Below are 26,413 nucleotides of genomic sequence, written 5' to 3'. Positions count from 1 at the left end.
CCGAACGCAGCATCGCGCCGGTGCGCAGCCACGGCACGAAGCGGGCGAACCAGTCGGGGTCGGCGACCGCGACGGCGAGGCCGGTCAGCAGCCGCGCGGCCCACCGCGCCACCCACCACAGGGGACAGGTGAGCGCGACGGGGAGCACGCGACCACGCTACCGCCGACGCCGCCGGTCCGCATCGCCGCCGGGCGTGTCGGCGCGGGCCGCACCGACCAGGTTGGACGCGGTCCCCGGCCGCCCGCGCGGGCCGGCCCGCACCCACGGTCGGCCCGCGCCGCGCCACCTCGTACCCGCCCCGGCGCGGGGCGGTGGCCTACGCCCGCGGGCGCGGTCGACCGGCCGTCGCGGGGGGATCGACGTACACCGGCCGGCGCTCCGGCTCGGCGTGCCGGGGACGCGGCACGGGGCTGCCGCGCTCCACCGCCGACGCGTCCGGCGCGGCCGGCGCGGGCTCCCCCGGTCGCGGCCGCGCGGCGGCCGCGCCGCCGCCCGACGGGGTGGCCCGGGCCGACCGGCGCGGGCTGAGCAGCCGCATCATCGGCGTCTCGACGAAGCGGTGCAGCACCGCCGCCAGGACCAGGTTGACCAGCAGGAAACCGAGCACCGCGCCCAGCCCCCACCAGCCGTGGAACCCGGTGCCCCAGTCGCCGGTGAGCCGGAGCACGGTCACCATCACCAGGACGTGCACCAGGTAGAAGGCGAAGGAGACCTCGCCGAGCCAGACCATCGGCCGGGACCGCCACGCCGAGGGCCGCCCGCGCACGTCGGCGTCCGCCGCCGCGGTGATGACCAGGATGTACGCCACCGCAAGCAGCGCGGCCCACAGCTCGGCGCGCACCCACTGCGCGGCGACCACCCAGATGGCCACGAAGACCAGGCTCGCCACCGGCAGGCCCGGCCCGCGCCACCGGCCGCGCCGCATCAGCTCGGCGGCGGCCACACCCATCCAGAACTCCAGCGACCGCACGGGCGGGAAGATCTGCGTGAACCACCAGCGGCTCTCCTCGGGCACCAGCGCCTGGGCCGGCCAGAGTGCCAGGATCAGCAGCGGCACCGCGACCACGACCGTCCACAGTGCCCACGGTCGGGCCCGGCGGACCAGTGGCAGCGCCAGCGGCAGGCAGAGGTAGAAGAAGAACTCGCAGGACAGCGACCAGCTGACGTTGTTGATGCTGTAGAAGGCGCCCGGCCGGGGGTCCCACGCCTGGAGCAGGAAGAGGTTCTCCACCGCGACGGACCGGTCCACCGGGTCGGCGAACCAGGCCGCGACCAGCAGGGCGAGCACCCACAGTGCCACGTGGCTGGGCCAGATCTTGGCGATCCGGCGGCGCCAGAACGCCCGGCGGGACTGGCTCGGCCGGGCCGACCAGACCAGCACGAAGCCGCTGAGGATGAAGAAGAACTGCACGCCGGACAGGCCCAGGGTGAAGAGCCAGTTCACCACGGCCCGGTGGTCCGGCTCGGCGATGATCCCCATCGTGCCGGCGTGGAAGCCGAAGACCAGCAGGGCGGCGACCCAGCGCAGCCCGGTCAGCGACGGCAGCCGGGAGGCGGGGGGCGCGGGTCGGGCGTCCGGCGCGACGGTCGCGGCACCCGTCATGCCGGCGGCCGGGCGGTCCGCAGGGTCACCAGCACGTGCGTCTCCTCCTCGGCCGTCGGCGGGCGGCGTCGGCGACGGCCCGCGGCGGCCTCCGGTCGGCACCGCCCGCCGGGCACCCTACCCGCGCCCCGGGCGCGCCGTACCGTTGCCGGCCGCCGGGCGACGGTTCCGTCCCGGCGCGGCGGAGTGACGCGCGTCTGTGCGTACGCCGGCCGGTGGCCTAATATTCCGTGACCCGGAGGTGACGAGAGGCGGGGACGGATGCACCGGCGGATCCTGATGCGGGCGAAGAAGGGCCCGTTCGACGTCTACTCCCCGGAGGAGGCCCACGAGGGCAACTGGATCGGGGAGAACAACGGCAACCTCGTCTTCAGCCACGCCGCGCACAAGCTCCTGGGGACCGCCACCGCCGAGATCACGTCGACCGAGTTCAAGGTCAACCCGCGCGACGCCGACATGATCAACGAGCGGTACGACGTCTACGTCGTACCGCTCGCCAACGCCTTCCGGCGCAGCTACGCGCACCGGATCGAGCTGATGACCAAGCTCGTCGAGCGGCTGAAGATCCCGGTGGTGGTGCTCGGGGTGGGCGTGCAGACCGACGTCGACGGCGACCGGGAGTACCTGCGCCCCATCGACGACGTGGTGACCCGGTTCGTCCGGGCGGTGCTCGACCGCTCGCACAGCATCGGCGTGCGCGGTGAGATCACCGAGGGCTACCTGCGTGCCCTGGGCTTCTCGGCCGTCGACGTGATCGGCTGCCCGTCGATGTTCCTGCACGGCGACAGCCTGCGGGTGGAGAAGAGGAAGGCGGCGCTGGCACCGGACGACCGGGTCGCGCTCACCGTCTCGCCGTACGTGAAGTCGATGGCGAAGATCATCGCCCGACACCACGAGCGGTACCCGAACCTGCGCTACCTGCCGCAGGACCTCAAGACGCTCGGCACCCTGCTCTACGGCGACGCCCCGCAGGACCGGGGCAAGTCCAGCCCGATCCCGATCCACACCTCGCACCCGCTGTTCACCGAGGACAAGGTGCGGATGTTCGTCGACCCGTGGACCTGGATGGACTACCTCTCCGGGTTCGAGTTCGCCTTCGGCACCCGGATCCACGGCACCATCACCGCGCTGGTCGCCGGCACGCCGGGCTACCTGTTCGCGCACGACTCGCGCACCCTGGAACTCGCCCGGTACTTCGACATCCCGCACCGGGTGATGAAGGACGTGCCGGCCGACGTCGACGCCGCCCAGCTCTACGCGGAGGCGGACTACACGGCGCTGAACGAGGGTCACAAGGCGCGCTACGAGACGATGCTCGCCTTCCTCGCCAAGCACGACCTCGGCAACGCCTTCGCCGACGGGGACAGCGCCGCCCGGTTCGACGCGCGGGTGCGGGCCACCGCGTTCCCGCCCGCCGTGCGGCCGGCCGCCGCGACCGCGACGGAGGTGCTGCTGGAGCGGATCCAGTGGTTGCGGGACCGCAACGAGGCGTTGCGGGAGGACGCGGAAACGCTCCGCGAGCAGCGCCTGGGCAACCGGGTCAAGCGGGTCGTGGGCGGTCCGGTGCGCCGGATCCTGAACCGTTAACCCCGCGCTGGGCGGCTGTTCAGGGACTTCACCTTCGCCGGCAACGTGAGGTTCCGGGGCCGGCCATCCGGGCGGTCGATGGTGTCGGCGTGGTCATTGAGCCGACGCAAGCACCGCTGCTGAGCATCGTCGTGCCCGTGTACGGCGTCGAGCCGTACCTCTACCAGTGCCTCGAGTCGATCCGCGCCGACATCCCGGCCGGCGAGGCGGACGCGGTCGAGGTGATCGCCGTGGACGACGCCTCGCCGGACCGCTGCGGGGAGATGCTGCGGTCGTACGCGGCCGGTCGGGCCGGGATCCGCACGGTGCACCTGAGCGAGAACGTCGGCCTGGGCCTGGCCCGCAACGCCGGTCTCGACATGGCCCTCGGCGCGTACGTCTGGTTCGTCGACAGCGACGACTGGCTGCCGCCGGGCACCGTCGCGGCAGTGCTGGACCGGCTGCGCCGGGACCGGCCCGACGTGCTGATGCTGGACCACCTGCGGGTGCACGAGGGCGGCCGGCGGGAGGTCGACGCGAGCAGCCACCTGCTGCGCGGGGTGTCGGGCGTGGTCCGCCTGGCCGACCGGCCCCAGCTCCTGCGGGTGCAGCACACCGCCTGGAACAAGGTGGTCCGCCGGGAGTTCATGGCCGAGCTGGGGCTGCGATTCCACCCCGGCTGGTACGAGGACATCCCGTTCAGCCACCCGCTGCTCATCGGCGCGGAGCGGATCTCCGTGCTGGACCGGGTCTGCTACCTGTACCGGCAGGGCCGGCTCGGCGCGATCACCTCCACCCGCAGCCGGCGGCACTTCGACGCCTTCGACCAGTACGAGCGGCTCTTCGACTGGCTGGACCGGCACGCCCCGGACGACCGGCTGCGCGCCGAGCTGTTCACCCTGATGATCAGCCACTACCTGGTGGTGGCGGGCAACGACGACCGGCTGCACCCCAGGCTGCGGCGCGCGTTCTTCCGCCGGGTGGCCGAGCACTACCGCCGCTACCTGCCGGGCGCCGGCTACTCCCGCCCGGCCGGGGTGGCGGGGCTCAAGCACCGGCTGGTCGGGCGCAACAGCTACCTCGCGTACGCGACGCTGCGCCGGGCGCACCGGGCGGCGGGCCGGGTGCGGGGCGCCCGCGCGGCCGCTCCCGCCCCGGAGGACGGACGGGCGGGGCAGGTCGCGGAGGCCGGGCGACCCGCGACCGGGACGGCGGCGGACCAGCCCACCGCGATGGCGAGCCGCCGATGAGCGGGCCGTCGACGGCCGGGCTCCGGATGGCCGAGCCTCCGGTGACGGGGTCGCTGCGGCCGGCGGACAACGGCGATCTGCACCGGATGCTGCTCTGGCGCAACCACCCGCAGGTGCGGGCGGTGAGCCTGACCAGCCACGAGATCGGCCTGGTCGAGCACACCGCCTGGTGGTCGAGGGTCCGGACCGACCCGGACCGGCGGGTGCTGGTGCACCTGCACGACGAGGTGCCGTCCGGCATCGTCACGTTCTCCGGGGTCACCTCCCCGGAGCGGGCCCTCACCTGGGGCTTCTACCTCGACATCGACGGCCTGGACGCCCGGGGGGAGCTGCTGCCGGCGTGGCTGTCGCTGGAGCGCGCCGCGATCGCGTACGCCTTCGACACCCTCGGGGCCCAGACGCTGGGCGGCGAGACGCTGGCCAGCAACGCACCGGTGCTGGCCCTGCACCGGCGCTTCGGATTTCGCGAGGTCCGGCGGTACGAGCGGGACATCGACGGCACGCCGCACCAGGTGGTGTGGACGGAGAAGAGCAGAGGAACATGACGGCGACAGTCAAGATCGGACCGCACGCGGTCGGCCCGGGCGAGCGCCCCTTCGTGGTCGCCGAGATGTCCGGCAACCACAACGGCAGCCTGGACCGGGCGCTCGCCATCGTCGACGCGGTGGCGGCCAGCGGGGCGCACGCGCTCAAGCTCCAGACGTACCGGCCCGACACCATCACCATCGACGTGGACTCCCCCGCGTTCCGCCTCTCCGACGGGCACGACCTGTGGGGCGGCGAGCGCCTCTGGCAGCTCTTCGAGCGGGCGCACACCCCGTACGAGTGGCACGCGCCGATCTTCGAGCGGGCCCGCCGGCACGGCCTCACCGTGTTCTCCTCGCCCTTCGACGCGACCGCGGTCAAGCTGCTGGAGGAGCTGGACGCGCCCGCGTACAAGATCGCCTCGTCGGAGCTGGTGGACCTGCCGCTGATCCGGCTCGTCGCGGGCACCGGCAAGCCGCTGGTCATCTCCACCGGAATGGCCACCGTCGGCGAGATCGACGCGGCCGTCCGCGCCGCCCGGGAGGGCGGCGCGGGCGGCATCGTGCTGCTCGCCTGCACCGCGTCCTACCCGGCGCCGCCGCAGGACAGCAACCTGCGGCGGCTGCCCGTCCTGGCCGACGCGTTCGGCCTGCCGGTGGGCCTGTCCGACCACACGCCGGGCATCGGCGTCCCGGTCGCCTCGGTGGCATTCGGCGCCTGCCTGATCGAGAAGCACGTGACGCTGCGTCGGGCCGACGGGGGCGTCGACTCGGAGTTCTCGCTGGAGCCGGAGGAGCTGACCGCCCTCACCGTCGAGTCGGAGCGGGCCTGGGCGGCGCTGGGCGGCACCGCGATCGGGCCCACCCCGACCGAGCGGGAGGGGCTGCGGTTCCGCCGGTCCCTCTGGGTGGTCGAGGACGTCCGGGCCGGTGAGCCGGTCACGCCGGCGGTCGTGCGCTCGATCCGGCCGGCCGGCGGGCTCCCCCCGGCCGACCTCGACCGGGTGCTCGGCCGCGCCTTCACCCGGGACGTGCCGAAGGGGACGCCGCTGAGCTGGGACCTCGTCTGAGGCGACGCCGCACGCGAAAGGGCCCGGTCCGCGTGGACCGGGCCCTTTCCTCGGGCGACGAGGCGGATGAGCGGCGGGGCCGGCGTCCCGGGCGATCCCGCGGGGCAGGCCGTGGCCGGGTCAGTCGGCGACAGTCACCAGCCGGACGAACTCGCGGAGCAGGTCGTAGCCGTCCCAGACCGGCGCGAAGGTCAGCGCCGCGCCGAACGGCACGATCCGGTCGATGCCCCGGCCGCCGAGCCGCCGGGCGAGGCCCACCAGCTCGGCGCGCGTAAAGCCGAAGTGGGTCAGCGTCTGGTCCCGGCGGCGCACGAACGGCGCCAGCTCCGCCAGCTCGGCCACGGTGACGAAGCCGAACGTCCCCGCGCCGAGCCACTCCCGGGGCGCCACCGCCGGCCCGTCCAGCTCCAGGGTCGCGACGAGGTTGTCGTGGAACACCATCCGGGTCACTCCCCCGTCGGCCGCCAGCCCGTACGCGCCGACCCGCTTCTCGACGGCCATCGCCGCGTCCACGTCGAAGCCCCGCTCCCGCACGGCCACGCCGAGCAGGGCGACGAACTCGGCCCGCACGGCGTCGGCCCGGCGGGCGTCGCCGACCAGGAACACCGCCCGGGGCGACGCGCAGGCGGCCTGGTCGAACCAGTAGGCGTCGTTGGCGAAGCGGGCCACGGCGTCCCGCCGTTCGGCGAGCGGGGCGGCCTCCCAGCCGGGCACCGACAGCACCGCGAAGGACGACCGGTCGGGGAAGGTGAGGTCCCGGGCCGCGGGGGCCAGCGGGTGCCGGCGCACGGCGGTCACCGCCCGGTCGCCGCCCCAGACGACCCGCACGTCGCAGCCGGCGCTGAGCCGGGCGGTCACCGCGTCGTCGTGGCCGTACGTGACCATGCGCTGGGTCCGGGCCACGACCGGGTCGGCCGAGTCCAGGCTGTCGTTGAGCACCTCCAGGATCGCGTCGGCGGCCGCCGCCGACCGGGGCGAGATCCGGACGACGTTCGTGTTGCCGGCGAGCGCGGACAGCGCCCAGGAGTAGACGAAGATGGTGTCCACGTTGGCGGGCGGGATGTGGAACACCACGCCCCGGGGGAAGGCGAGCACGTTGTCGTCGAGCCCGGCGTGCAGCCGTTCCACCCCGCGCGCCAGTTCCCGGCGGCGCAGGAAGAAGCCGAGCGAGCCCAGCTCCGGGTGGCGGCGGGCCAGCGCCGGGGCGAGCAGCCGCCGGGAGACCGAGGTCAGGAAGTCCACGATCCGCTCGTCGCCGACGGTCAACGGCGGGTCGACGGCCGGGGGCAGCAGGTCCTCCACCGGCACCTCGGGCCCGGCGGGGAAGCGCATCCGTACCGTCATGCCTGACCTCCGACGTAGGTGTCGCTGCAACCACGGGCCTCGGCGCGGGGCAGCCGCCCGAGGACGCTGAACCGCTTGCCCGGCCAGTGCCCGTCGTCGACCCCGTGCACCACGCCGAGGTCCTCGGTGAGCAGCACGTTGCCCGGGTACGAGGTGGGCAGGGTGCTGAGCACCTCGATCACGCCCGGGGTGCCGACCGGGGCCTCTTGCCAGGTGACCGGGTCGCGGACGATGACGTCGGCGAAGTCCGGGCAGTAGAGGGAGCCGCCGTCGGGCCCCTCCAGGAAGACCGTGCCGATCTGCTCGACCATGCCGTAGAAGTTGTGGATCCGCTCCAGGCCGGTGTCCGCGCCGAGCCGGCGGCGGAACTCGGCGTTGTCCACGGCCTGGTCGGCGAGCTTCTTCCAGCCGCCGGAGTGCACCAGGATCCCCCGGGACAGGTCGAGGCCGTGGTCCCGGGCCACCTCGTAGAGGTAGCGCCAGACCATGAAGGTGAAGCCGAAGACCAGGAACGGCGCGTCGCCGTGCCGGCCGAGGAAGTCCTTGAGCGCGGCCACGTCCGGCCGGTCGTCGGCGTCGAGCAGCCACAGGTGGTCGCGGCCGAAGTTGACCATGCCCAGCGCGCCCGCCCCCCGGGCGGAGTAGGAGCGCCGGTCGCCGACCACGCCGGCCCGGTCCACCACCACCATCGGCAGCCGGCGTGGGCCCAGCACGGCGCCGAGCGTGCGGGCCAGCATCCTCGACTGGGTGGCCGCCGCCGCGCGGTCCAGGTGGATGCGGCTGACCTCGCCGGTGGTGCCGCTGGAGGTGAGCACCCGGATCACCTCGTCGTCCGGCACGCTGGCCAGCTTGCGGGTCTTGAACAGCCGCACCGGCAGCCAGGGCAGGTCGGCCAGCGTCGCGGCGTCGCCGTCCGCGCCGCCCAGGGCGTCCAGGATGCGGGCGTACGGCGGGCAGTGCCGCCGGTGGTGGGCCAGCAGCCCGACCAGTTCGTCGCGGAGCCGTTCCTCCTTCTCCGGCTGGGTGAGCGTGAACACGTCGGTCAGCACTGTGCCTCCAGCGCGCGGTAGTCGGGCTTGCCCGTCGGGGTCAGCGGCAGGGCGTCCACGCCGCGCACCTGGACGCCGGACGAGTGGGTGCCCAGCGCCTGCGCCACCTCGGCGCGGATCCGGGCCAGCCGGTCGGCGTCGGCGCCCTCGGCCACCACCACCAGCCGGTCCGCACCCGCGATCGCCGCGACCGGGCCGTGGTGGCCGAGCGAGCGTTCCACGTCGTCGAGGTTGACCCGGACGCCGAAGACCTTGGCGATCCGCTTGAGCCGGCCGGTGACGTGCAGGAAACCGTCGGCGTCCAGCCGGCCCAGGTCGCCGGTGGCGAGCACGCCGCCCAGCTCGTCCGGGCGGGCCAGGTCGGCCGCGGTCTCGGCGTAGCCCATCATCACGTTGGGTCCCCGGTAGACGATCTCGCCGGTCCGGGCCGGGGCGGTCGTCTCCGTGCCGTCGTCGGTGCGGACGGACAGCGCCCCGCCGGGCACCGGCAGCCCCACCGAGCCGAGCTTCTCCGGCAGCCGGTCGGGTGGCAGCACCGTCATCCGGGCGGTCGCCTCCGTCTGGCCGTACATGACGAAGAGGCGGCCCGCCACGCCGGCCATCCGGCCGTGGAAGTCGGCCACCAGCTCCGGGTGCAGCCGGCCGCCGGCCTGCGTGAGCGTACGCAGCCGCTCGTGCCGAGCCGGCGCGAAGCGCAGCCGGCGCAGCATCTCGTACTGGTAGGGCACGGCGGCCAGGGAGGTGACCCGGTGCCGGTCGACCGCCGTCCAGAACTCGCGGGAGGTGAGTCCGGAGCGCTCCAGCAGCACGGTGGCGCCGGCGTGCAGGTGGCTGGTGAGCACCGACAGCCCGTACGTGTAGTGCAGCGGCAGGGTGGTGGGCGCCACCTCGTCCCCGTCGATGCCCAGCGCGGCGGCGATCGCCGCCGCGTTGGCCCGCACCGCCGCGCGGGAGAGCCGGACCAGCTTCGGGTTGCCCGTCGAGCCGGAGGTGGTGAGCAGCAGCGCCAGGTCGGGGTGGGGCGCGGGGCCGGCGGGCCCGGTGCGCCGCCAGGCCGGGCCGAGACCGACCGGGCCCGGCTCGTAGCCGTCGACCGGCTCCGGGCCGGTGAGCAGCACGGCGGGGCGGAACCGGTCGACCAGCCCGCGCAGCGCGGCGGGTGCGACCTGCGGGTCGAGCAGCGCGACCGGGCGGCCGGCCTGCCAGGCCGCGAGGATCCGCAGCACCGCGTCGATCTCGGCGGGAGCGGCGGCGAACACCACGCCCGGCGGTTCCCGGTCGAGCAGCGCGGCGAGGTCGGCGACCCGGGTGGCGAGTTCCGCGCCACCGACCTGCCGGCCGGTCGCCGCGTCCACCAGCCGCGCGTCGGGATGCACCAGGCCGTTCGCGTCCGGTCGCGGCGGGCCGACCCGCCCGGCACGCGACGCGGCGACCCGGTCGGGATGCGACGCGGCGGCCCGGTCAGGGTGCGGCAGGGCGGTCACGGGGTCAGCCCGCCGTCCACGCCGACCACCTGGCCGGTGACGAAGGCGGCGGCCGGGGAGAGCAGGAACGCGACCACCTCGGCGACCTCCTCCGGCTCGCCGAGCCGGCGCAGCGGGGTGGCCTCCGCGCGGGCGCGCCGGCCCGGCTCGTCGAGGTCGGCCAGCAGGTCGGTGCGGATGTAGCCCGGGGCGACCGCGTTCACCCGGATCCCGGCCGGACCGAGCTCCTTGGCGGCGGCCCGGGTGAGCCCCTCGACGGCGGCCTTGCTGGCCGCGTAGACGGTCTGGCCGGCGGCGCCGGCCGAGCCGACCAGCGAGGCGGTGAGCACCACGGCCGGCCGGTCGCCCCGGCGCAGCAGGCGGGCCCCCTGTTGCAGGGTGTGGGCGGCGCCGGCCGCGTTGACCGCGAACAGCCGGGTCACCGTCTCGTCCGACACCGCGCCCAGCAGCCCCGCCTCGTGCACCCCGGCGTTGACCACCAGGGCGTCCAGGCCGCGCCACCGCGCGAAGACGGTGCGCATCGCCGCCCGGACCTGGTCCGGCTCCGCCACGTCGCCGTGCACCGCCAGGTGCGGCCCGCCGGGCAGGCCCGCGGCCACCTCGTCGGCGGAGCCGGGCAGCCGGCCGTGCACCGCGACCGCGCAGCCCCGCGCGGCGAGCAGCCGGGCGACGGCCCGGCCGATGCCCCGGGTCGACCCGGTGACGAGGACCCGGCGGGCGGGCGCGGTCCGGCCGGCGGCCGACCCGGACGCGGCGGCGTCAGTCGGTGAGGACGACACCGTGCTTCTCCAGGATCTGCCGCGCGCGGTCGAAGGAACTGAGGTCGATCACTTCGTCGGTGTCCAGCATGACGCCGAACTCGTCCTCGACGGCGGCCACCAGGGACATGTGCGCGAGCGAGTCCCATTTCTCGATTCCGCGATATTCGAGACCGTCCACATCGGCGTCCTCGGACAGTTCCAATGCCGTGCGGAAGACGACTCTCAGTCGCTCAAGTTCCACCGCGATTTCCTCCGTAACTGGTCCGCACGCCTCGACGTGCGGGCCGAGTGTAGCCGAGGCAGGGGGGCCTTCAACCTGGCCCTGAGCAGGCGAAAAGTGTTTGCCTGCAAGGCGTTTCGCATTCACTCCACGCGCGGCGACAGTTCACCGAGGGGCGTGGAGGTGTTAACCCACCCGGTCTAGCGTCTCGATCCGGCCGGCCGGGCAAGGTGGCCGCGGAATCGACCACGACCATGGGAGCACCAATTGAGCGAGTTGAATGGGTCTTCCATTCTGATCACCGGTGGAACGGGCTCCTTCGGCAGGACGTTCCTCCGGCACGTCCTCACCGAGGCCGACCCGGCCCGGGTGGTGGTCTTCTCCCGCGACGAGCTCAAGCAGTACGAGCTGCGCCAGCAGCTCGGCGACGACCCGCGACTGCGCTGGTTCATCGGTGACGTCCGGGACCGGCACCGGCTGACCCGCGCGATGCACGGCGTCGACCACGTGGTGCACGCCGCCGCGCTCAAGCAGGTGGACACCGCCGAGTACAACCCGTCGGAGTTCATCGCCACCAACATCACCGGCTCCCAGCACGTCGTGGACGCCGCCATCGAGGCCGGCGTGAAGAAGGTCATCGCGCTCTCCACCGACAAGGCGTCCAGCCCGATCAACCTGTACGGCGCGACGAAGCTGGTCGGCGACAAGCTGTTCATCTCGGCCAACCACTACGCCGCGCAGCACCCGACCCGGTTCGCGGTCGTCCGCTACGGCAACGTCGTCGGCAGCCGCGGCTCGGTCGTCCCGCTGTTCCGCCGGCTGGCCGCCGAGGGCAAGAGCCTGCCGGTCACCGACAAGCGGATGACCCGGTTCTGGATCACCCTGGACCAGGCGGTCCAGTTCGTCATGGACTCGTTCGACCAGATGCAGGGCGGCGAGCTGTTCGTCCCGCGGATCCCGAGCATGCGCATCCTCGACCTCGTCGAGGCGGTCGCCCCGGACGCCACCACGCACGAGGTCGGCATCCGCCCCGGCGAGAAGCTGCACGAGGAGATGATCGCGCCGGACGACAGCCGCCGGACCCTGCGCGCGAAGGACCGGTTCATCGTGCAGCCGACCATCGCCACCTGGGGCTACCAGCCGCCGGTCGGCTGCGAGCCGGTGCCGGACGGGTTCGCGTACCAGTCGGACAGCAACGACGAGTGGCTCAGCGTGGAGCGGCTGCGCGACATGCTGGGCGTCACCGCATGACGGGGCTGCTCCCGTACGGCCGGCAGTCGGTGACCGACGACGACGTCGCCGCCGTGGTCGCCGCCCTGCGCAGCGACTGGCTCACCACCGGCCCGCAGGTCGACGCGTTCGAGGCGGACCTGGCGGGGTGGACCGGCGGGGCGCGCTGCGCGGCGGTCTCCAACGGCACCGCGGCGCTGCACGTGGCGTACGCGGCGGCCGGGGTCGGCCCCGGCGACGAGGTGATCGTGCCGCCGATGACGTTCGTGGCGACCGCCAGCAGCGCGGTCGCCCTCGGCGCGAAGATCGTCTTCGCCGACGTGGAGGACGACACCTTCACCCTCGACCCGGCGGCGGTCGCGGCCGCGACGACCAGCCGGACCCGGGTGGTGTCCGCGGTCGACTACGCCGGCCACCCGGCCGACTACGACGCGCTGCGCGCCGCGACGGCCGGCACGGACGCGCTGTTGCTCGCCGACGCCGCGCACTCGATCGGCGCCACCTACCGGGGGCGGCCGGTCGGCTCGCTGGCCGACCTGACGACGTTCTCGTTCTTCCCGACGAAGAACCTCACCACCGCCGAGGGCGGCGCGGTCGCCACCACCGACCCGCACCTGCTGAAGCGGGCCCGCCGGTTCCGCAACATCGGCCTGGTCCGCGAGCGCGACGAGCAGCGCTGGCCGGACGAGGGCGGCTGGCACCAGGAGGTGCACGAGTTCGGGCTGAACTACCGGCTGCCGGACGTGCTCTGCGCGCTCGGCCGCAGCCAACTGCGCCGGCTCGGCGACTTCCTGGCCCGCCGGGCCCGGCTGGTCGCCCGCTACGACGAGGCGCTGGCCGACCTGCCCGGCGTGCTGACCCCGGGTCGGCGCTCCTGGGCCTCCCCCGCGTGGCACCTCTACCCGATCCGGGTGCTCGACGGGCGGCGCCGCGAGGTGTACGACCGGATGCGCGCCGCCGGCATCGGGGTGCAGGTGAACTACATCCCCGTGCACTGGCACCCGGCCTTCGCCGACCTGGGCTACCGGCGCGGATCCTGCCCGGTGGCCGAGTCGTTCTACGAACAGCAGTTGTCCCTGCCGCTCTTCCCGGATCTCACCGAGGCCGACCAGGACCGGGTCGTCGACGCCCTCGGCGCGGCGCTGCGCACCGCCACGGCGCGATCCGCCGCCTGAGGGGACCCCGATGCACCACGCGAACCACTTCTACGGCCACGCCCACGTGCTGGCCCGCTACGCGGGGCTGGGCGACGGCCACCCGCCACGCATCAACGGGTACGTCCAGCACGGCTGGAACATCGGCGACGGCCTCGCCCCCGGCCACCCGTACGCCGAGCGGACCCCGAGCCTGCTCTGGTCGGAGCAGACCCGGCGGCGGGCCTGGTCGGTGGGGCGGCGCAACGTCACCGTCATCGGCGCACCCTTCACCTACCTGCTGGCGATGCGGCCCGAGGACCCGCCGGAGTCGGAGCGGGCGGGGACCATCTGGTACCCGTTCCACGGCTGGGAGGGCCAGCACGTGCGCGGCGACCACCGGGAGCTGATCGCCCGCATCCGGGACACCGAGCCCGGCCCGGTCACCGTCTGCCTCTACTGGCACGAGTACGGCATGCGCCGGGTGCGCCGGCTCTACGAGAACGCCGGCTTCCGGGTCATCTGCCACGGCTACCGCGGCCACTGGTGGAAGGACACCGACCCGCTCTTCCTCGACAAGCAGCTCACCGAGCTGCGCCGGCACCGCCGGGTGGCGTCGAACCGGCTGACCAGCGCCATCTTCTACGGCATCGCCGCCGGCTGCGAGCCGGCCGTCTACGGCGACCCGATGGTGCTCGCCGACGAGGACCCCACCTTCGGCGGCACCGCCCGGATCCGCCGCCAGTGGCCGGAGCTGCACGGCGAGCAGGTGGACCTGCCCACCGCCGTCCGGATCGCCCGCGCCGAGCTGGGCACCGACCACCGCTGCACGCCGGCCGAGCTGCGCGAGCTGCTCGGGTGGGCGAACCTCCAGGAGGAGACGAGTTGACGACTGAGACGGCGCCCCGGATCGCGCTGCCCGGCGGGGAGATGCTGGCCTGGTCCGACCTGCCGGAGGAGCGCCTGGCCGAAGGCGGGCCGCTGGCGGCGCTGGCCGCCCACCTCGTGCCCGCCGGTGCCCGGGTGCTGCTGGCCGGGCCGCACGACCCCGCGCTGCTCGACCGGCTGGCGCACGCCGAGGTGACCTGCCTGCTGCGCAGCCACCCCGACGGGGTCGCCCTCGCCGACCGCGCCGCGCACGTCGTGGTCGCCGGCCCGGCCGGCCTGCCGGCGGGTGAGCGGTTCGACGTGGTGATCGCGGGCGCCGGCCTGGACGCGGTCGAGTCGGTGGAGGGGACGCGGTTCGGCTGGGCCGGCGTGCTGGACCGGTTGGCGGCGGCGCTGCGCCCCGGCGGCGCGCTGCTGCTGCGCCTGGACAACCCGCTCGGTCTGCACCGGCTCGTCGCCACCTCCCCGTGGTACGCCCGGCGTGACGACGCCGCCTGGACGATCGGCGGGGTGCTCGACGCGGACCGCCCGGCCAACCTGGCGCAGCTGGGCGACCGGCTGGCGGCCGTGGGGCTGCGCGCCGAGGCGTCCTTCGCCGCGTACCCGCACCCGGCGGCGCCGACCGCGCTGCTCGACACCGGCGCGCTGGGTCGGCGGACCACGTCCGGGTTCCTCGACGCGGCGCTGCACGGGGCGTGCTCCGGGGCCGCCGCCCGGGACACCGTGCTCCAGGATCCGGCCCGGCTCGCGGTCGACGCGCTGCACGCCGGCCGGGCCGGCGAGCTGGCGCCGGCCTGGCTGGTGCTCGCCCGCAGGGCCGCCGGCCCGGCCGGCGCGGACCCGGCCGGCGCGGACCCGGCCGGCGCGGACCCGACGGCCCGAGGGCACGCCGACCTGCCCGTGGCGCTGGTGCAGACCGGGCCGCCCGGGGTCGGCGTCGTCGAGGTGGTCGACGGCCCGGACGGCTGGCGGTGGCGGGCCGCCGCGGCGGAGACCCGGGGCGCGCCGGCGGCGCCGTTCGCCAGCCGGCTGGCCGCGTACCGGGACCCGGGGGCGCTCGCCGGGCCGGTGCCGGACGGGCGGCTGCTGCGCACCCTGCTGCTCGACGGCTGCCTGCGGCGGGACACCGACGCGCTGCGCCGGCTGCTGCGCGGGTACGCCCGCTGGCTCGCCGGGCAGGTCGACGCCGACGGCCGGCTCGCCGGCGCGGTCGGGCTGGCCACCGTGGACAACGTCGTCGTGGCCGGGGACGCCTTCGCGGTGCTCGACCCGAGCTGGCGCGCCGCCGAGCCGCTCGCCGTCGACGTGGTGCTCGCCCGGGGTCTGTGGCGCTTCGCCGCCGAACTGCTCACCGGCGGGTACGCCCACCCGTGGACCTCCACGCTGGACGTGGCGGGCCTGACCGTGGTGCTGGGCGGGGTCGCCGGCCACGACCTGGACCGGCCGACCGTCGCGGCGGCCGTGGAGGCCGAGGCGGCGATCGCCGCCGCGCTGCACGGGCTGGACGCCGACGGCCGGGTCGCCCTCGCCACCGAGCTGCGCGCCGTCGAGCCGACCGGCCCGCCGGTGGGCAGTCGCAGCTACCAGCAGCTACGGGAGGCGTGGCTGCGCCAGCGCGAGGAGCTGACCCGGCTGGCCGCGCTGCTGAAGTGGACCGAGGAGCTGCTCACCTCGCGGGAGCGGGCGCTGCGCCGCGCCGACGCGACCATCAACCTGCTCAGCGGCTCGCTGAGCTACCGGGTGGGCCGGCTGGCGATCGCCCCGGCGCGGATCGCGAAGCGGGGCGCCCGGGCGGCCAAGCGCCGGGCCCGGCAGGCCCTCGCCCCGAAGCCCGAGGAGAAGCAGTGACCGACACACCGGCCGCCGACAGCCCGACGGCGCCCGACCGGACCGGCACCGGCCCCCGGCCGGCGGGCGCGACCGACACGAGCCACCGACCTGCGGGCGCGACCGGAGCCGGCCCCCGGGTCGTCGGCGTCGTGCAGGCGCGGATGGGCTCGTCCCGGCTGCCCGGCAAGGTGCTGCGGCCACTCGCCGGGCGCAGCGTCCTCGGCCGGGTGGTACGGGCCGCGCGGGAGAGCGGCGTCCTCACCGACCTCGTGGTCGCCACCAGCACCGAGCCCGCCGACGACGCCGTGGTGGCCGAGTGCGACCGGCTGGGCGTGGCGTGGCACCGGGGCCCCGTCGACGACGTGCTCACCCGCTTCGTCGGCGCGCTGGACGCCCACCCCGGCGACGCGGTGATGCGCTTCACCGCCGACTGCCCGCTGCTCGACCCCGAGATCATCGCGCTGGTCGCGGCCGTCTGGCGCGCGGTACCCGGCCTCGACTACGCCAGCACGTCCATCGCCCGCACCCTCCCCCGGGGCCTGGACGTCGAGATCATCCGGGCGGACACGCTGCGGACGCTGGACCGGCTCGCCACCGACCACCACCGGGTGCACGTGACCTCGTACGCGTACTCCCGTCCGGAGCTGTTCCGGGTGCTCGGGGTGACGCTCACCCCGGACCGCTCGGACCTGCGGCTCACCCTCGACACCGAGGCCGACTGGACCCTGGTGCGGGCGGTGACCGACCATTTCGGGGACGTCAGCGTCCCGCTGGCCAAGCTCGCCGACTGGCTCGACGGGCAACCGGCGCTGCGCGCCGTCAACGCCGGCGTACGACAGAAACGGCTGGAGGAGTCCTGAGCACCGTACGCGTCGGACTGCGCTGCGACGCCGGGCCCCGGCGGGGCGTCGGGCACCTCGTCCGCTGCCTCGCCCTCGGCGAGGAGTTCCTCGCCCGGGGCGCCCGGGTCGAGGTGTTCGGCACCGTCGAGCGGGTCGGCTGGGCCAGCGCGCAACTGGCCGCCCGCGGCATCCCGCTGCACCCCGGCCCGGAGACCCCCCGGGAGCTGGTGGAGACCGCGCGCCGACACGCGCTGGACGTGATGGTGCTCGACTCCTACGAGCTGGACCCGGCCGCGGCGGGCGCGCTGCGCGAGGCGGGCGTGCTGACCCTGGCCGTCGTCGACGGGGACACCCGAGGGCAGGACGCCGACCTCTACCTGGACCAGAACTTCGGCGCGTCGACCCCCGCGCCGGCCGGCCGGCTGCTCGCCGGCAGCGCGTACGCCCTGCTGCGGGACTCGGTGGTGGCCGCCCGGCCGGCCGCGCCCCGGCCCGCGACGGCGGCCGGCCGACCCCGGGTGCTGGCGTTCTTCGGCGGCACCGACGCGGTCGGCGCGGCCCCGGTGCTGACCCGGGTGCTGCTGGCGACCGGGCACCCGATGGACCTCACCGTCGTGGTCGGCCGCCCCGAGGTGGAGGCGGAACTGGCGGCGGTGCCGCCGGGGCGGGGGCAGTCGCTGCGCCCGGTGCCGCCCACCGACGAGCTGCCCGCGCTGATCGGCGCGGCGGACCTGGTGGTCAGCGCGGCCGGCACCTCGACCTGGGAACTGTGCTGCCTCGGCGCGCCGTCCGCGCTGGTCTGCGTGGTGGACAACCAGCGCGAGTCGTACCACCGGGTGGTCGAGGCCGGCCTCGTCGCCGGCCTCGGCGAACTGCCGGAGCTGGCCGCCCCCGGGATGCCGGGCCGGGCGGCGCGGGCCGCCGCCGCCCGCACCCTCACCGGGCTGCTCGCCACCCCGGAGCGCCGCGCCGCCCTGTCCGCCCGCGCCTGGTCCACCGTGGACGGGCTGGGCCGGGGCCGGGTGGCCGACGCGGTACTGGTCGCCCTCGCCGCCGCGCCGGCCTGATTCGCCGGGCTCAGACGAGGCGTCGGATGCGCACCTTCGGCTGCTCGTTCCTCAGGTGACCCAGCTTGTGTTGGCGCACCTGCTCGTCCCACACCTCCTGGTCGTAGTCCGGGTCCGGCGGGATCCACCGGTGTGAGCCGTCGCTGTAGTGGAACTTCTCGTCGCCGGGCCGCAGGATGCTCACCGGATCCACCCGAGGAAGCGCCGGTGCAGGGTGCCGGCCGGCGCCCAGGTCAGGTCCTCGGCGGCGCGGACGAACTGCGCTCCCATATACAGCGCCAGTGACATCGGAGCGCCCACGAACTCCGCCTGCAACTCCTGACGGCGGGTCCGGCAGGGCCAGGGTGCCCCGCAGCCACCGCAGCTCCAGATCGGCAGCACCGGGCCGTGGGCGGTCACTGTGGACCGCCGAGCAGGGGTACGTAGTGCGCCCGCTTCTGGATCCACCGCTGCCGCTCGGGGCAGGGGTGGACCCGGCCGCACCGGCACAGGCCCAGACCTACCTCGTCGTGATGGGTGGGGAGCACGTCGGCGGCCTCGGCCAGCGGGTTCTCGGCGTCGAGGAACATGTCCGCGACAATCCCGCCGGCCATGGCTCGGCAGCCATGTCAGCCGGCCATGTCACCGTGACATGAGCGGGCTCGACCTGCGAGGGTACCGGCCCCTAGGCTCCGGGCTGCGCACCATGGGTAGTCGCGTGACAACGCTGGGAGTCGCTGTGCTGCTCGACCAACTTCAGATCCCCGCCGATCTGTGGTCGCGCGAGGACGTCCGTATCGCACTGCAAGCCCGCGACATCGGCACTCTGTTCCGGCTGGTCGCCCGGCACACCGGGGCGAGCCAGACTCGCATCGGGGCCGCCGTCGGCCTGGAACAGGGTTACGTCAGCCGAGTCATCGCCGGGCGCAAGGTGACCTCCATCGACGTGCTGGAGCGAATCGCCGATGGCTGCGGCATGCCCGACGAGGCCCGGATGACGCTCGGCCTCGCGCCTCGCCGACGTGCATGTCGCCCAGACATGGCCGCCGGCCCCAGCAGCCGGCAGAGTGACGTGCCGGTCACTCGGTCCTGGCGCGAGGACGTCCGCGCCGCCGTACAGCTGTGGGAAGGCGACGTGAACCGTCGAGAAATGCTCCGTCAGGCAGTGTTCAGCTCCGCTGGCTACACCCTGCCGGCCCTCCGCTGGTTCACCGCCCCCACCCCACAACCCGTCGCACAGGAAGGCCGCCGGATCGTCGGTCAACCCGACATCGACACCATCCGGGAGATGGCCACCACCTACCGACGACTCGACAACCAGTACGGCGGTGGCCACGCCCGCGACACCGTTGCCCGCTACCTCAACCACGAGGTCACGCCCCTGGTGACCGAGGGCCGCTACGACCCGGCGACCGGTCGCAGGCTGCTCGCCGCCGTCGCCGAGCTGACCCAGCTCGCCGGCTGGCAGGCGTACGACATGGCCGAACACGGTCTCGCCCAGCGCTACCTCACCCACGCCCTCGACCTCGCCCGGGCCACCGACGATGTCAGCCTGGGTGCCGAGATCCTCGCCGCCATGAGCCACCAAGCCACCTATCTCGGCCACACCGCCACCGGCGTCGACCTCGCCCGGGCCGCCCGTCAGACGGCCCACCGCGCCGGCCTCACGGTGCTGGCCGCCGAGGCACTGGTCATGGAAGCCCACGCGCACGCCGCAGCCCGCGACGAACGCGCCTGCGCGACCGCGCTCCGCCAGGCAGAAGCGGCCCTCGACCGGGCCGACCGCAGCAGCGACCCACAATGGCTCGGCTACTTCGACGAGGCGTACCTGTCCGCCAAGTTCGGCCACTGCCTTCACGCCCTAGGTCGACACCGCCAGGCCGAACGCTTCGCCGTCCGCTCCCTGCGCATGGACGAGCGCTACGTACGCGGCAAAGCCTTCAACCTGGCCCTCCTCGCCTCCATCCACGCCCAACAGGACGACCCCGAACGCGCCAGCGTCATCGGAGCTGAGGCTCTCACCCTGACCGCGCAACTACGGTCAGCCCGAGCCGTCCGCTACCTACGCGACCTACGAACCCAGCTCACGGCGCACCGTCGCCTGCCGGCCGTACGGCACTTCATCACTCGCTTCGACGCGGCCCTCGGCCAACGCCGCTGACTACAGCTCACGTCGGGCCTTGCGCGCGACCAGCTCCAACACCGCGATCACCGTGCCGGCACCCACGATCCCGCCCCGCGACACCAGATCCCGCGCCTCCTCCAACGGAATCCAGGCCACCCGCTCAGCCTCGTTGACGTCCACGGGCGCGCCGACGTGCTCCGCCTCGCGGGCAAGGAACAGCAGGTTCTCCGCGTCCGCGGTCGCGACCCACGGCTGGAACGACAGCAACGGTTCCACGGCAACCGGACGCCAGCCGGTCTCCTCCTCGACTTCCCGGACCGCGCACGACGCCGGTTGCTCCTCGTCATCGACGTAGCCGCCGGGCAGCTCCCACACCCACCGGTCGAACACGAACCGATGCCGCCGTATCAGCAACAGGCGCTCCTGCTCGTCGAGGACGGCGACCATCGCCGACCGGGGCGCCCGAATCACGTACTGCTCGAACCTGACACCGTCCGGCAGTTGCACGTCGGCGACGCTCAACCGCGCCCGCCGGCTGCCGTCCACGACCCGCTCGCCATGGATCGTCCACCGGGTCGACTCGGTAACCTGCTCTTCCGCCACCCGACCAGTATCCGGCCAACGGACTGCCGGCCGCCGTTCCTCGTCCGGCAACGACTCGGGGCCGCGTCGACGCAGTGCTGGGAAGGCGGCGCCGTCAGGGCAGGAGTTCGAGGGTGATGCGGGAGCGCAGCTCCGGGCGCTCGGCGAGGAGCCGCTCGACCACCGCCGCCGCCTCCGGCCCGGTGGCGAGGAAGCGGATCGGCCGCCGTTCCTGCTCGACCAGGGCCGCCGAGCGGGCCGGCTCCGACAGCGGCAGGTTGTAGAACGCGGGCGCGGAGGCGCCGTGGGTGCCCTGGAGGGTGGCGAGGAAGAGCGTCTCCAGGTAGCCCTCCCGCCGGTGCTCGCTGACCACGACCGTGACCTCGCCGGCGCGTACCGGCGCGTGGGCCAGCGCGCGGACGGTCACGTCGGCCTGCCGGGGCCGGTCCAGCAGTCCCGACCACCAGGCCGCCGCCCAGGTGGTGCTGCGCGCGCCGAACGGCTGGGCGAAGATCCCGCCGCCGCGCGCCAGGCCGGCCACCCCGGCCGTCGCCGCCACCAGCGACAACGCGACGAGCGACCGGGCGACCGGGCCGGGCCGGGCCGGGCGCCGAGCGCGCCACGGGACCGGCCGCAGCAGGAACGCCGCGCCCACCCCGATGAAGAGGACCACCAGCAGCAGGTGCAGCGTCTTGCCGTAGTAGTAGCGCGGGTCGGTGCCCTGCAGAGCGAACCAGGTGCGGAAGCCGCCCGCGAAGACCAACGCCACGGCAAGGGCGCCCGCGTACCGGCGCCACACCGGCAGGCGCAGGCCGCCGGCGATCAGCCCCGCGCCGACCACGCCGACCAGCGCCAGGTAGGCGTCGTAGCGCGGGAAGACGCCGCCGCCGGTGGCGGCGTTGTCGACCTGGTCGGTGAAGAGCAGGCCCGCCACGCTCGGCAGCGGCGTGAGCAGCGCCGTGGCCAGCGCCACCGCGCCGGCCAGCCAGGGCCGCCGGCCCACCGCCCGCCGGTGCCGGACCAGCCAGGCCAGCACCAGCACCCCGACCACCGGCAGGAACATCAGGTACGCGAACCCGATCCCGACGCAGAGCGCCCCGAGCAGGCAGAGCTGGGTGCCGGTGCGGGCCACCGGCCGGCACACCAACGCGACCAGGATCGCGGTCAGCGCCAGGCCGAGGCTCTCCCCCGGGTAGCCGTACACCACGAACCGGGCCAGCTCCGAGCCCAGGGCGAGCGCGGTGACCGCGCCGGCCAGGGCGACGGCGCGCAGCGAATCGAGCAGCCGGCCGGCGATCCGCCCGGCGGCCCACACCACCGCGAGCACCAGCAGGGCGTACGCGGCCAGCGACCAGCCGAGGTAGTGGTCCAGGGTGCTCGCCGGCGAGCCGGGCGCGGTCGACGAACGCAGGAAGGTGTCCAGCAGCGCGGCCGTGACGTGGAAGCCCTGCGGATACCAGACCATCGCCTCGGGAGCGGTCCGGGCCGCGCCGTCGGGGTCGCTGAACAGGTAGCCGCCAACCGCCCGGATGCCCTCCACGGCGGCCAGGTGCCGGCTGTTGTCCTCGCCCGTCATCGCGTACGCCAGCCGGCCGGCCAGGCCGTCGGCGCGCAGGTAGGGCCAGGCCAGGGCCAGCGTCGCCAGCACCGCCGCGACCACCGGGGCCGCGTCGGCCGGCGCGGGGCGCGGCAGGCGCGGCCGGACGCCGGTGACCAGGGCGAGGCCGAGCAGCGCGGTCAGCGCGGTGCCGGCCACCGGCACCGGGTGCAGGCCCCACGGCCAGACCGAGAAGAACAGGGCGGCGGCGCAGAGCGCGCCGAGCAGCAGTGCCGTCGCCAGTACCAGCCGGTCCAGCAGGGTCCGCCCGACCCGCAGCAGCGCGGCCGTCAGCACGAGCACGAGCGGCGGCAGCACGGCGGCCAGGCCCAGCGCGTACGCCAGCAGCGGGACGACCCAGGCGGCGGCGAGCCAACCGACGACGGTCGCGGGTCGGCGGGCCGGGCGGGTCCGGGCCGGCTCCGGCCCGGCCGCCGGGCGGGACGCCACCGGCGCCGGGGTGGGACTGCTCTGCACTGGTCGTCTCCTCGGGGCGCGGCTCCGTCCGGGCCCGGGCGGAGCCGCCTCACGGTAGGGGCGGCCCGCCGACGCCGGTCGACGTCGACGTGTGCGCCAGGTGACGGTCGGGCGACGAGATGCCCCGCGTCGTACACCTGTGCCAACCCGGCCGGTAGGCTGGGCGGATGACCGGGGCCGCCTACCAGCCGTCGATGCTGGACCTGACCGCCGCGGAGCCGTCGCTGGGGCCGCTGGCCGGCCGGCTGCGCCGGCACCCGCTCACCCGGGGCGCGTGGGTCGACCACCTCCCCGGCTGGGTCGCCGGCTCCGACCAGGTCTTCGACACCCTGCTGCGGGACGTGCCGTGGCGGGCCGAGCGCCGCACGATGTACGACGCCGAGGTCGACGTGCCGCGGCTGCTCTGCTGGTATTCCGGCCACCGCCCCCTGCCGCACCCGCTGCTCACCGAAGCGCGCGCCGCGCTCACCCGGCACTACGCCCCCGAGCTGGGCGAGCCCTTCGTCACCGCCGGCATGTGCCTCTACCGCTCCGGCCGGGACAGCGTCGCCTGGCACGGCGACACCCAGGGCCGCTCCGCGCACACCGACACGATGGTCGCCATCGTGTCGTTCGGCTCGCCGCGCACGCTGCTGCTGCGGCCCCGCGGCGGCGGCGCCAGCCTGCGCTTCCCGCTGGGGCACGGCGACCTCGTGGTGATGGGCGGCTCCTGCCAGCGCACCTGGGAGCACGCGGTGCCGAAGACCAGCCGCCCCGTCGGCCCCCGCGTCAGCGTCCAGTTCCGCCCCGCCGGCGTCGCCTGACCCACTGCCCTCGGGCGCGACCGGACCGGGCGGCGGCCGGGAACGGGGCGGCGGCCGGGAGGGGTGGCTATGGCTGCCGGCGGCTGAGCGGGCGGGGCCGACCGGGCGGACCGGCCGATCGGCGCCCACCATTCCGCCGTTCGGATGAGGGCCCGCAGGGCGGGGTGCGGCGGCATCGCCTCGTGTGGATGAGCGGCAGGTGGCCTGTGTCGAATGTGGCCTTCTGAGCCGCGTCGGTGCCCCCACCGTCACGGATCGTCGTGTTAGCTTGACGACCCAATCACTCTCCGCTGTCGTCTGGAGCTTCTCCCGTGCTCGTTGGACGCCCGACCGCGCGGCGAACCGGCGCTCGTTCCCTCCCCACCCTGCTGCGTCGCCATGCCGGGCTCGTCGTCGTGCTCGCCGCCGGTCTCGCGCTGCGGATCGCCATGATGGTCGCGTATCCGCCCGCGTTGTGGTTCCAGGGCGACTCCGGGACCTACCTCCGGCTGTCCGCGCAGTGGCCGGCGATGCCGGCGCGGTGGACGTACCCGTGGCTGCTCAAGGGCTTCGAGTGGACCGGCACCGTGGCCTCCGTGGTGGCCCTGCAACACCTCGCCGGGCTCGCCCTGGGCGTCGCGGCGTACCTGCTGCTGCGCCGCCTGGGCGTCGGCCCCTGGCCGGCCACGCTCGCCGCGACGCCGATCCTGCTCGACGCCACCCAGCTCACGCTGGAGCAGTACCTGCTCACCGAGACGCTGTTCACCACCGCGCTGGCCGTCGCGGCGCTGCTGCTGGTCCGACGGGAACGGCCCGGTACGCTCGCCGCCCTGGGCGCGGGCGTCGCCGTCGCGCTGGGCATGGCGACCCGGCCCACCGGCGTGGTCGCCCTCGGCGCCCTGCTGCTGTTCCTGCTCGTGTCGTGGCGCGGCTGGCGGGCGCCGGCCGCGTACCTGCTCGGCATCGTCGTGTTCTTCGGCGCCGCCTTCGCCGGCATCGGCACCGTCAAGGGCGCGCTCGGCCTGGAGGGCGGGAAGTTCCTCTACGGACGGACGGCGCAGATCGCCGACTGCGACCGGCTGGAGCTGCGGCCCGGGCTCCGCAAGCTCTGCCCGACCCAGCCGCTGGACCAGCGCCCCGCCCGGCCCGACTGGTTCATCTGGAACCGGGACAGCCCGATCCGCAACGCCGACCGGCCCGAGGACCTCGACGAGTTCGCCCGGGAGGTGCTCCGTCAGCAGCCCGGCGACTACCTGGCCGCCGTGGCGTCGGACACCGCGCGTTACTTCTGGCCGACCCCGCTCGCGCCGACCGAGTCGTGCCTGGCCACCTGGTGGCGACCGCAGCCCGCGCCGACCGACTGGGCGGCGGACTACGACTGCGTGCCGCGCACCGCCAGCCCCGGCTACGACTGGAGACCGGCGCCGTCGCGGGACGTCGAGCCGAACGCGGCCAGCCGGTTCCTGCACGCCTACGGCCGCTACGGGGTCACCCCGCCGCCGGTCCTGGCCGCCATGGTGCTGCTCGCGCTGGTCGGGGCGGTGTGGCCGCGCCGGGGCCGGCTGCGGCTGAGCCTGATCGCCCTGCTGTACGCCGGTATCGGCGTCGGGATCATGGTCTTCTCGGTGGCCACGTCGATGTTCGAACACCGCTACGGCCTGCCGGCCCTGGCGTTCCTCCCGATCGCCGCCGCGGTCGGCTGGCAGCGGCTGCGGTCGGCACCTCATCCCTCGGACCGGCCCGCGCCGGCCGACGGCGAGCCGGACCGGCTCGCGCCCACCACGGCAGAAAGCAACGGGGAGCATGACGAACGAACCAGAGATCGAGGTCACGGTGCTGCTGCCGTGCCTCAACGAGGCTGAGACGCTGGAGGTCTGCGTCCGCAAGGCGCTGCGCTCGCTGCGGGAGTGCGGGGTCGTCGGGGAGGTGCTGGTCTCCGACAACGGCTCCACCGACGGTTCCCAGGAGATCGCCGAGCGGGCCGGGGCCCGGGTGGTGCACGCCCCCATCCGCGGCTACGGTGGCGCCCTGCTCAACGGGATCGACCAGGCGCGCGGCCGGTACGTCATCATGGCCGACGCCGACGACTCGTACGCCCTGTCCGACCTCGGCCCGTTCGTCGAGGCGCTGCGCGCCGGGCACGACGTGGTGATGGGCAACCGGTTCCGGGGCGGCATCGCGCCGGGCGCCATGCCGCCCCTGCACCGCTACCTGGGCAACCCGGTCCTGAGCTGGCTTGGCCGTCGGCTCTTCGGCCTGCGCGAGGTCCGGGACTTCCACTGCGGCATGCGGGGCTTCAACGCCGAGCGGATCCGCGCGCTCGGGCTGTGCATGCCGGGCATGGAGTTCGCCTCCGAGCTGGTGGTGCGCGCCGCGCTGGCCGGGTACGACATCGTCGAGGTGCCGACCACGCTGTCGCCGGACGGCCGGTCCCGCCCGCCGCACCTGCGTACCTGGCGGGACGGCTGGCGTCACCTGCGGTTCCTGCTGGTGTTCGCCCCGCGCAAGACGCTGGTCCGACCCGGTGCCACGTTGGCCGCGCTCGGGCTGGCCGGGGTGGGGGCGCTCACCGCGGGCCCGCTGAACCTCGGCCCGGTCCGGCTCGACGTCAGCACCCTGGTGTACGCCTGCCTGATGGTGCTCGTCGGGGTGCAGCTCGTGCTCTTCGGTGGCCTGGCCGAGATCTACGGCCGGCAGGAGCGGCTCGTCCCGCAGCGGGCCTCGGACCGCTGGATCCGTCTCCTGCGGCTGGAGACCAGCGTCACCGTCGGCCTGCTGCTGCTCGTCGCCGGCACCGCCGGCACCGTCGGGGCGGTCGCCTACTGGGGGCTGGACGGGTTCGGCGACCTGAACCCGCACGACACGCTGCGCGTGGTGCTCCCGTCGGCCACCGCGATCGCGCTCGGCGTGGTCGTGCTCTTCTCCGGCCTGGTGGGCAGCCTGCTCACGCTCCGCCCGACACATCCGGCGCCGACGATCGTCCGCCAGCCCACCCCCGCCCAAGACCGC

Annotated in this window: 24 protein-coding genes; 14 read left to right on the top strand and 10 right to left on the bottom strand. The window is 74.9% G+C overall.

Features of this window, described 5'->3' with window-relative positions:
• Positions 1-317 precede the first annotated feature (317 nt).
• Positions 318-1,604, bottom strand: a complete 1,287-nt coding sequence (locus ACSNOB_RS24490) for an acyltransferase family protein (RefSeq protein WP_436688766.1) — start codon at positions 1,602-1,604, stop codon at positions 318-320.
• 261 nt (positions 1,605-1,865) lie between these two features.
• On the opposite strand from ACSNOB_RS24490, the gene ACSNOB_RS24485 reads away from it, so the two are divergent.
• The 4 genes from ACSNOB_RS24485 (at position 1,866) to pseI (ending at position 6,014) form a co-directional block, all read left to right on the top strand.
• Complete coding sequence (locus ACSNOB_RS24485) at positions 1,866-3,191, top strand: polysaccharide pyruvyl transferase family protein (RefSeq protein ID WP_436688765.1); 1,326 nt, start codon at positions 1,866-1,868, stop codon at positions 3,189-3,191.
• Positions 3,192-3,280: 89 nt separating this feature from the next.
• A complete protein-coding gene (locus ACSNOB_RS24480) occupies positions 3,281-4,420 on the top strand; it encodes a glycosyltransferase family 2 protein (RefSeq protein ID WP_436688764.1) in 1,140 nt (379 codons plus the stop codon).
• A gap of 41 nt (positions 4,421-4,461) precedes the next feature.
• A complete protein-coding gene (locus ACSNOB_RS24475; protein WP_436688763.1) occupies positions 4,462-4,965 on the top strand; it encodes a GNAT family N-acetyltransferase in 504 nt (167 codons plus the stop codon).
• Positions 4,962-6,014, top strand: a complete 1,053-nt coding sequence (gene pseI, locus ACSNOB_RS24470; RefSeq protein ID WP_436688762.1) for a pseudaminic acid synthase — start codon at positions 4,962-4,964, stop codon at positions 6,012-6,014. Before ACSNOB_RS24475 ends, pseI begins: the two co-directional genes overlap by 4 nt.
• Positions 6,015-6,134: 120 nt before the next feature.
• Here pseI and ACSNOB_RS24465 read toward each other — a convergent pair whose 3' ends face one another.
• The 5 genes from ACSNOB_RS24465 to ACSNOB_RS24445 form a co-directional block, all read right to left on the bottom strand.
• Positions 6,135-7,358 (bottom strand): acyl-CoA reductase, encoded by a 1,224-nt coding sequence (locus ACSNOB_RS24465; RefSeq protein WP_436688761.1) that lies wholly within the window; start codon positions 7,356-7,358, stop codon positions 6,135-6,137.
• On the bottom strand, positions 7,355-8,407 hold the full coding sequence (locus tag ACSNOB_RS24460) for an acyl-protein synthetase (RefSeq protein ID WP_436688760.1): 1,053 nt from the start codon (positions 8,405-8,407) through the stop codon (positions 7,355-7,357). The genes ACSNOB_RS24465 and ACSNOB_RS24460 overlap by 4 nt, the downstream gene beginning before the upstream one ends.
• The gene (locus ACSNOB_RS24455) at positions 8,401-9,786 is read right to left on the bottom strand and encodes an AMP-binding protein (RefSeq protein WP_436688770.1); all 1,386 of its coding nucleotides are present in this window, start codon (positions 9,784-9,786) and stop codon (positions 8,401-8,403) included. The genes ACSNOB_RS24460 and ACSNOB_RS24455 overlap by 7 nt, the downstream gene beginning before the upstream one ends.
• A 101-nt stretch (positions 9,787-9,887) precedes the next feature.
• On the bottom strand, positions 9,888-10,670 hold the full coding sequence (locus ACSNOB_RS24450; protein ID WP_436688759.1) for an SDR family NAD(P)-dependent oxidoreductase: 783 nt from the start codon (positions 10,668-10,670) through the stop codon (positions 9,888-9,890).
• A complete protein-coding gene (locus tag ACSNOB_RS24445; RefSeq protein WP_436688758.1) occupies positions 10,651-10,893 on the bottom strand; it encodes an acyl carrier protein in 243 nt (80 codons plus the stop codon). The genes ACSNOB_RS24450 and ACSNOB_RS24445 overlap by 20 nt, the downstream gene beginning before the upstream one ends.
• A 246-nt stretch (positions 10,894-11,139) precedes the next feature.
• On the opposite strand from ACSNOB_RS24445, the gene pseB reads away from it, so the two are divergent.
• From pseB to ACSNOB_RS24415, 6 genes are all read left to right on the top strand, one after another.
• Entirely contained in the window at positions 11,140-12,123 is a 984-nt protein-coding gene (pseB, locus tag ACSNOB_RS24440) for a UDP-N-acetylglucosamine 4,6-dehydratase (inverting) (protein WP_436688757.1), read from the top strand.
• The gene (locus ACSNOB_RS24435) at positions 12,120-13,277 is read left to right on the top strand and encodes a DegT/DnrJ/EryC1/StrS family aminotransferase (protein ID WP_436688756.1); all 1,158 of its coding nucleotides are present in this window, start codon (positions 12,120-12,122) and stop codon (positions 13,275-13,277) included. Before pseB ends, ACSNOB_RS24435 begins: the two co-directional genes overlap by 4 nt.
• Positions 13,278-13,287: 10 nt before the next feature.
• Positions 13,288-14,124: a hypothetical protein gene (locus tag ACSNOB_RS24430; protein WP_436688755.1), complete on the top strand. Its 837-nt coding sequence runs from the start codon at positions 13,288-13,290 to the stop codon at positions 14,122-14,124.
• The gene (locus ACSNOB_RS24425) at positions 14,121-15,971 is read left to right on the top strand and encodes a class I SAM-dependent methyltransferase (protein ID WP_436688754.1); all 1,851 of its coding nucleotides are present in this window, start codon (positions 14,121-14,123) and stop codon (positions 15,969-15,971) included. The genes ACSNOB_RS24430 and ACSNOB_RS24425 overlap by 4 nt, the downstream gene beginning before the upstream one ends.
• A 131-nt stretch (positions 15,972-16,102) precedes the next feature.
• Positions 16,103-16,813 carry a cytidylyltransferase domain-containing protein gene (locus ACSNOB_RS24420; RefSeq protein WP_436688769.1) on the top strand — a complete coding sequence of 237 codons (711 nt, stop codon included), beginning with the start codon at positions 16,103-16,105 and terminating at the stop codon, positions 16,811-16,813.
• Positions 16,810-17,862, top strand: a complete 1,053-nt coding sequence (locus ACSNOB_RS24415) for a PseG/SpsG family protein (RefSeq protein WP_436688768.1) — start codon at positions 16,810-16,812, stop codon at positions 17,860-17,862. The genes ACSNOB_RS24420 and ACSNOB_RS24415 overlap by 4 nt, the downstream gene beginning before the upstream one ends.
• Positions 17,863-17,872: 10 nt before the next feature.
• Here ACSNOB_RS24415 and ACSNOB_RS24410 read toward each other — a convergent pair whose 3' ends face one another.
• Together ACSNOB_RS24410 and ACSNOB_RS24405 are read right to left on the bottom strand one after the other, a co-directional pair.
• Positions 17,873-18,046: a hypothetical protein gene (locus ACSNOB_RS24410; RefSeq protein ID WP_393110253.1), complete on the bottom strand. Its 174-nt coding sequence runs from the start codon at positions 18,044-18,046 to the stop codon at positions 17,873-17,875.
• A gap of 211 nt (positions 18,047-18,257) precedes the next feature.
• Complete coding sequence (locus tag ACSNOB_RS24405; protein WP_436688753.1) at positions 18,258-18,455, bottom strand: hypothetical protein; 198 nt, start codon at positions 18,453-18,455, stop codon at positions 18,258-18,260.
• Between the two features lie 125 nt (positions 18,456-18,580).
• Between ACSNOB_RS24405 and ACSNOB_RS24400 the strand changes: the two genes are divergently transcribed.
• Complete coding sequence (locus tag ACSNOB_RS24400; protein WP_436688767.1) at positions 18,581-20,002, top strand: helix-turn-helix domain-containing protein; 1,422 nt, start codon at positions 18,581-18,583, stop codon at positions 20,000-20,002.
• Here ACSNOB_RS24400 and ACSNOB_RS24395 read toward each other — a convergent pair whose 3' ends face one another.
• On the bottom strand, positions 20,003-20,569 hold the full coding sequence (locus tag ACSNOB_RS24395; RefSeq protein ID WP_436688752.1) for an NUDIX hydrolase: 567 nt from the start codon (positions 20,567-20,569) through the stop codon (positions 20,003-20,005).
• A gap of 94 nt (positions 20,570-20,663) precedes the next feature.
• Complete coding sequence (locus ACSNOB_RS24390) at positions 20,664-22,622, bottom strand: hypothetical protein (protein WP_436688751.1); 1,959 nt, start codon at positions 22,620-22,622, stop codon at positions 20,664-20,666.
• Between the two features lie 167 nt (positions 22,623-22,789).
• Between ACSNOB_RS24390 and ACSNOB_RS24385 the strand changes: the two genes are divergently transcribed.
• From ACSNOB_RS24385 to ACSNOB_RS24375, 3 genes are all read left to right on the top strand, one after another.
• A complete protein-coding gene (locus ACSNOB_RS24385) occupies positions 22,790-23,425 on the top strand; it encodes an alpha-ketoglutarate-dependent dioxygenase AlkB (RefSeq protein WP_436688750.1) in 636 nt (211 codons plus the stop codon).
• Positions 23,426-23,736: 311 nt separating this feature from the next.
• Entirely contained in the window at positions 23,737-25,266 is a 1,530-nt protein-coding gene (locus tag ACSNOB_RS24380; protein ID WP_436688749.1) for a glycosyltransferase family 39 protein, read from the top strand.
• On the top strand, positions 25,208-26,413 hold a 1,206-nt coding region (locus ACSNOB_RS24375), incomplete at its 3' end, for a glycosyltransferase family 2 protein (RefSeq protein WP_436688748.1). The genes ACSNOB_RS24380 and ACSNOB_RS24375, both read left to right, overlap by 59 nt.

The organism is Micromonospora sp. URMC 106 (assembly GCF_051386395.1).
Taxonomy (GTDB): Bacteria; Actinomycetota; Actinomycetes; order Mycobacteriales; family Micromonosporaceae; genus Micromonospora.
The sequence above is the reverse complement of the archived record's forward strand: the minus strand, read 5'-3'. Positions and strand labels throughout refer to the sequence as shown.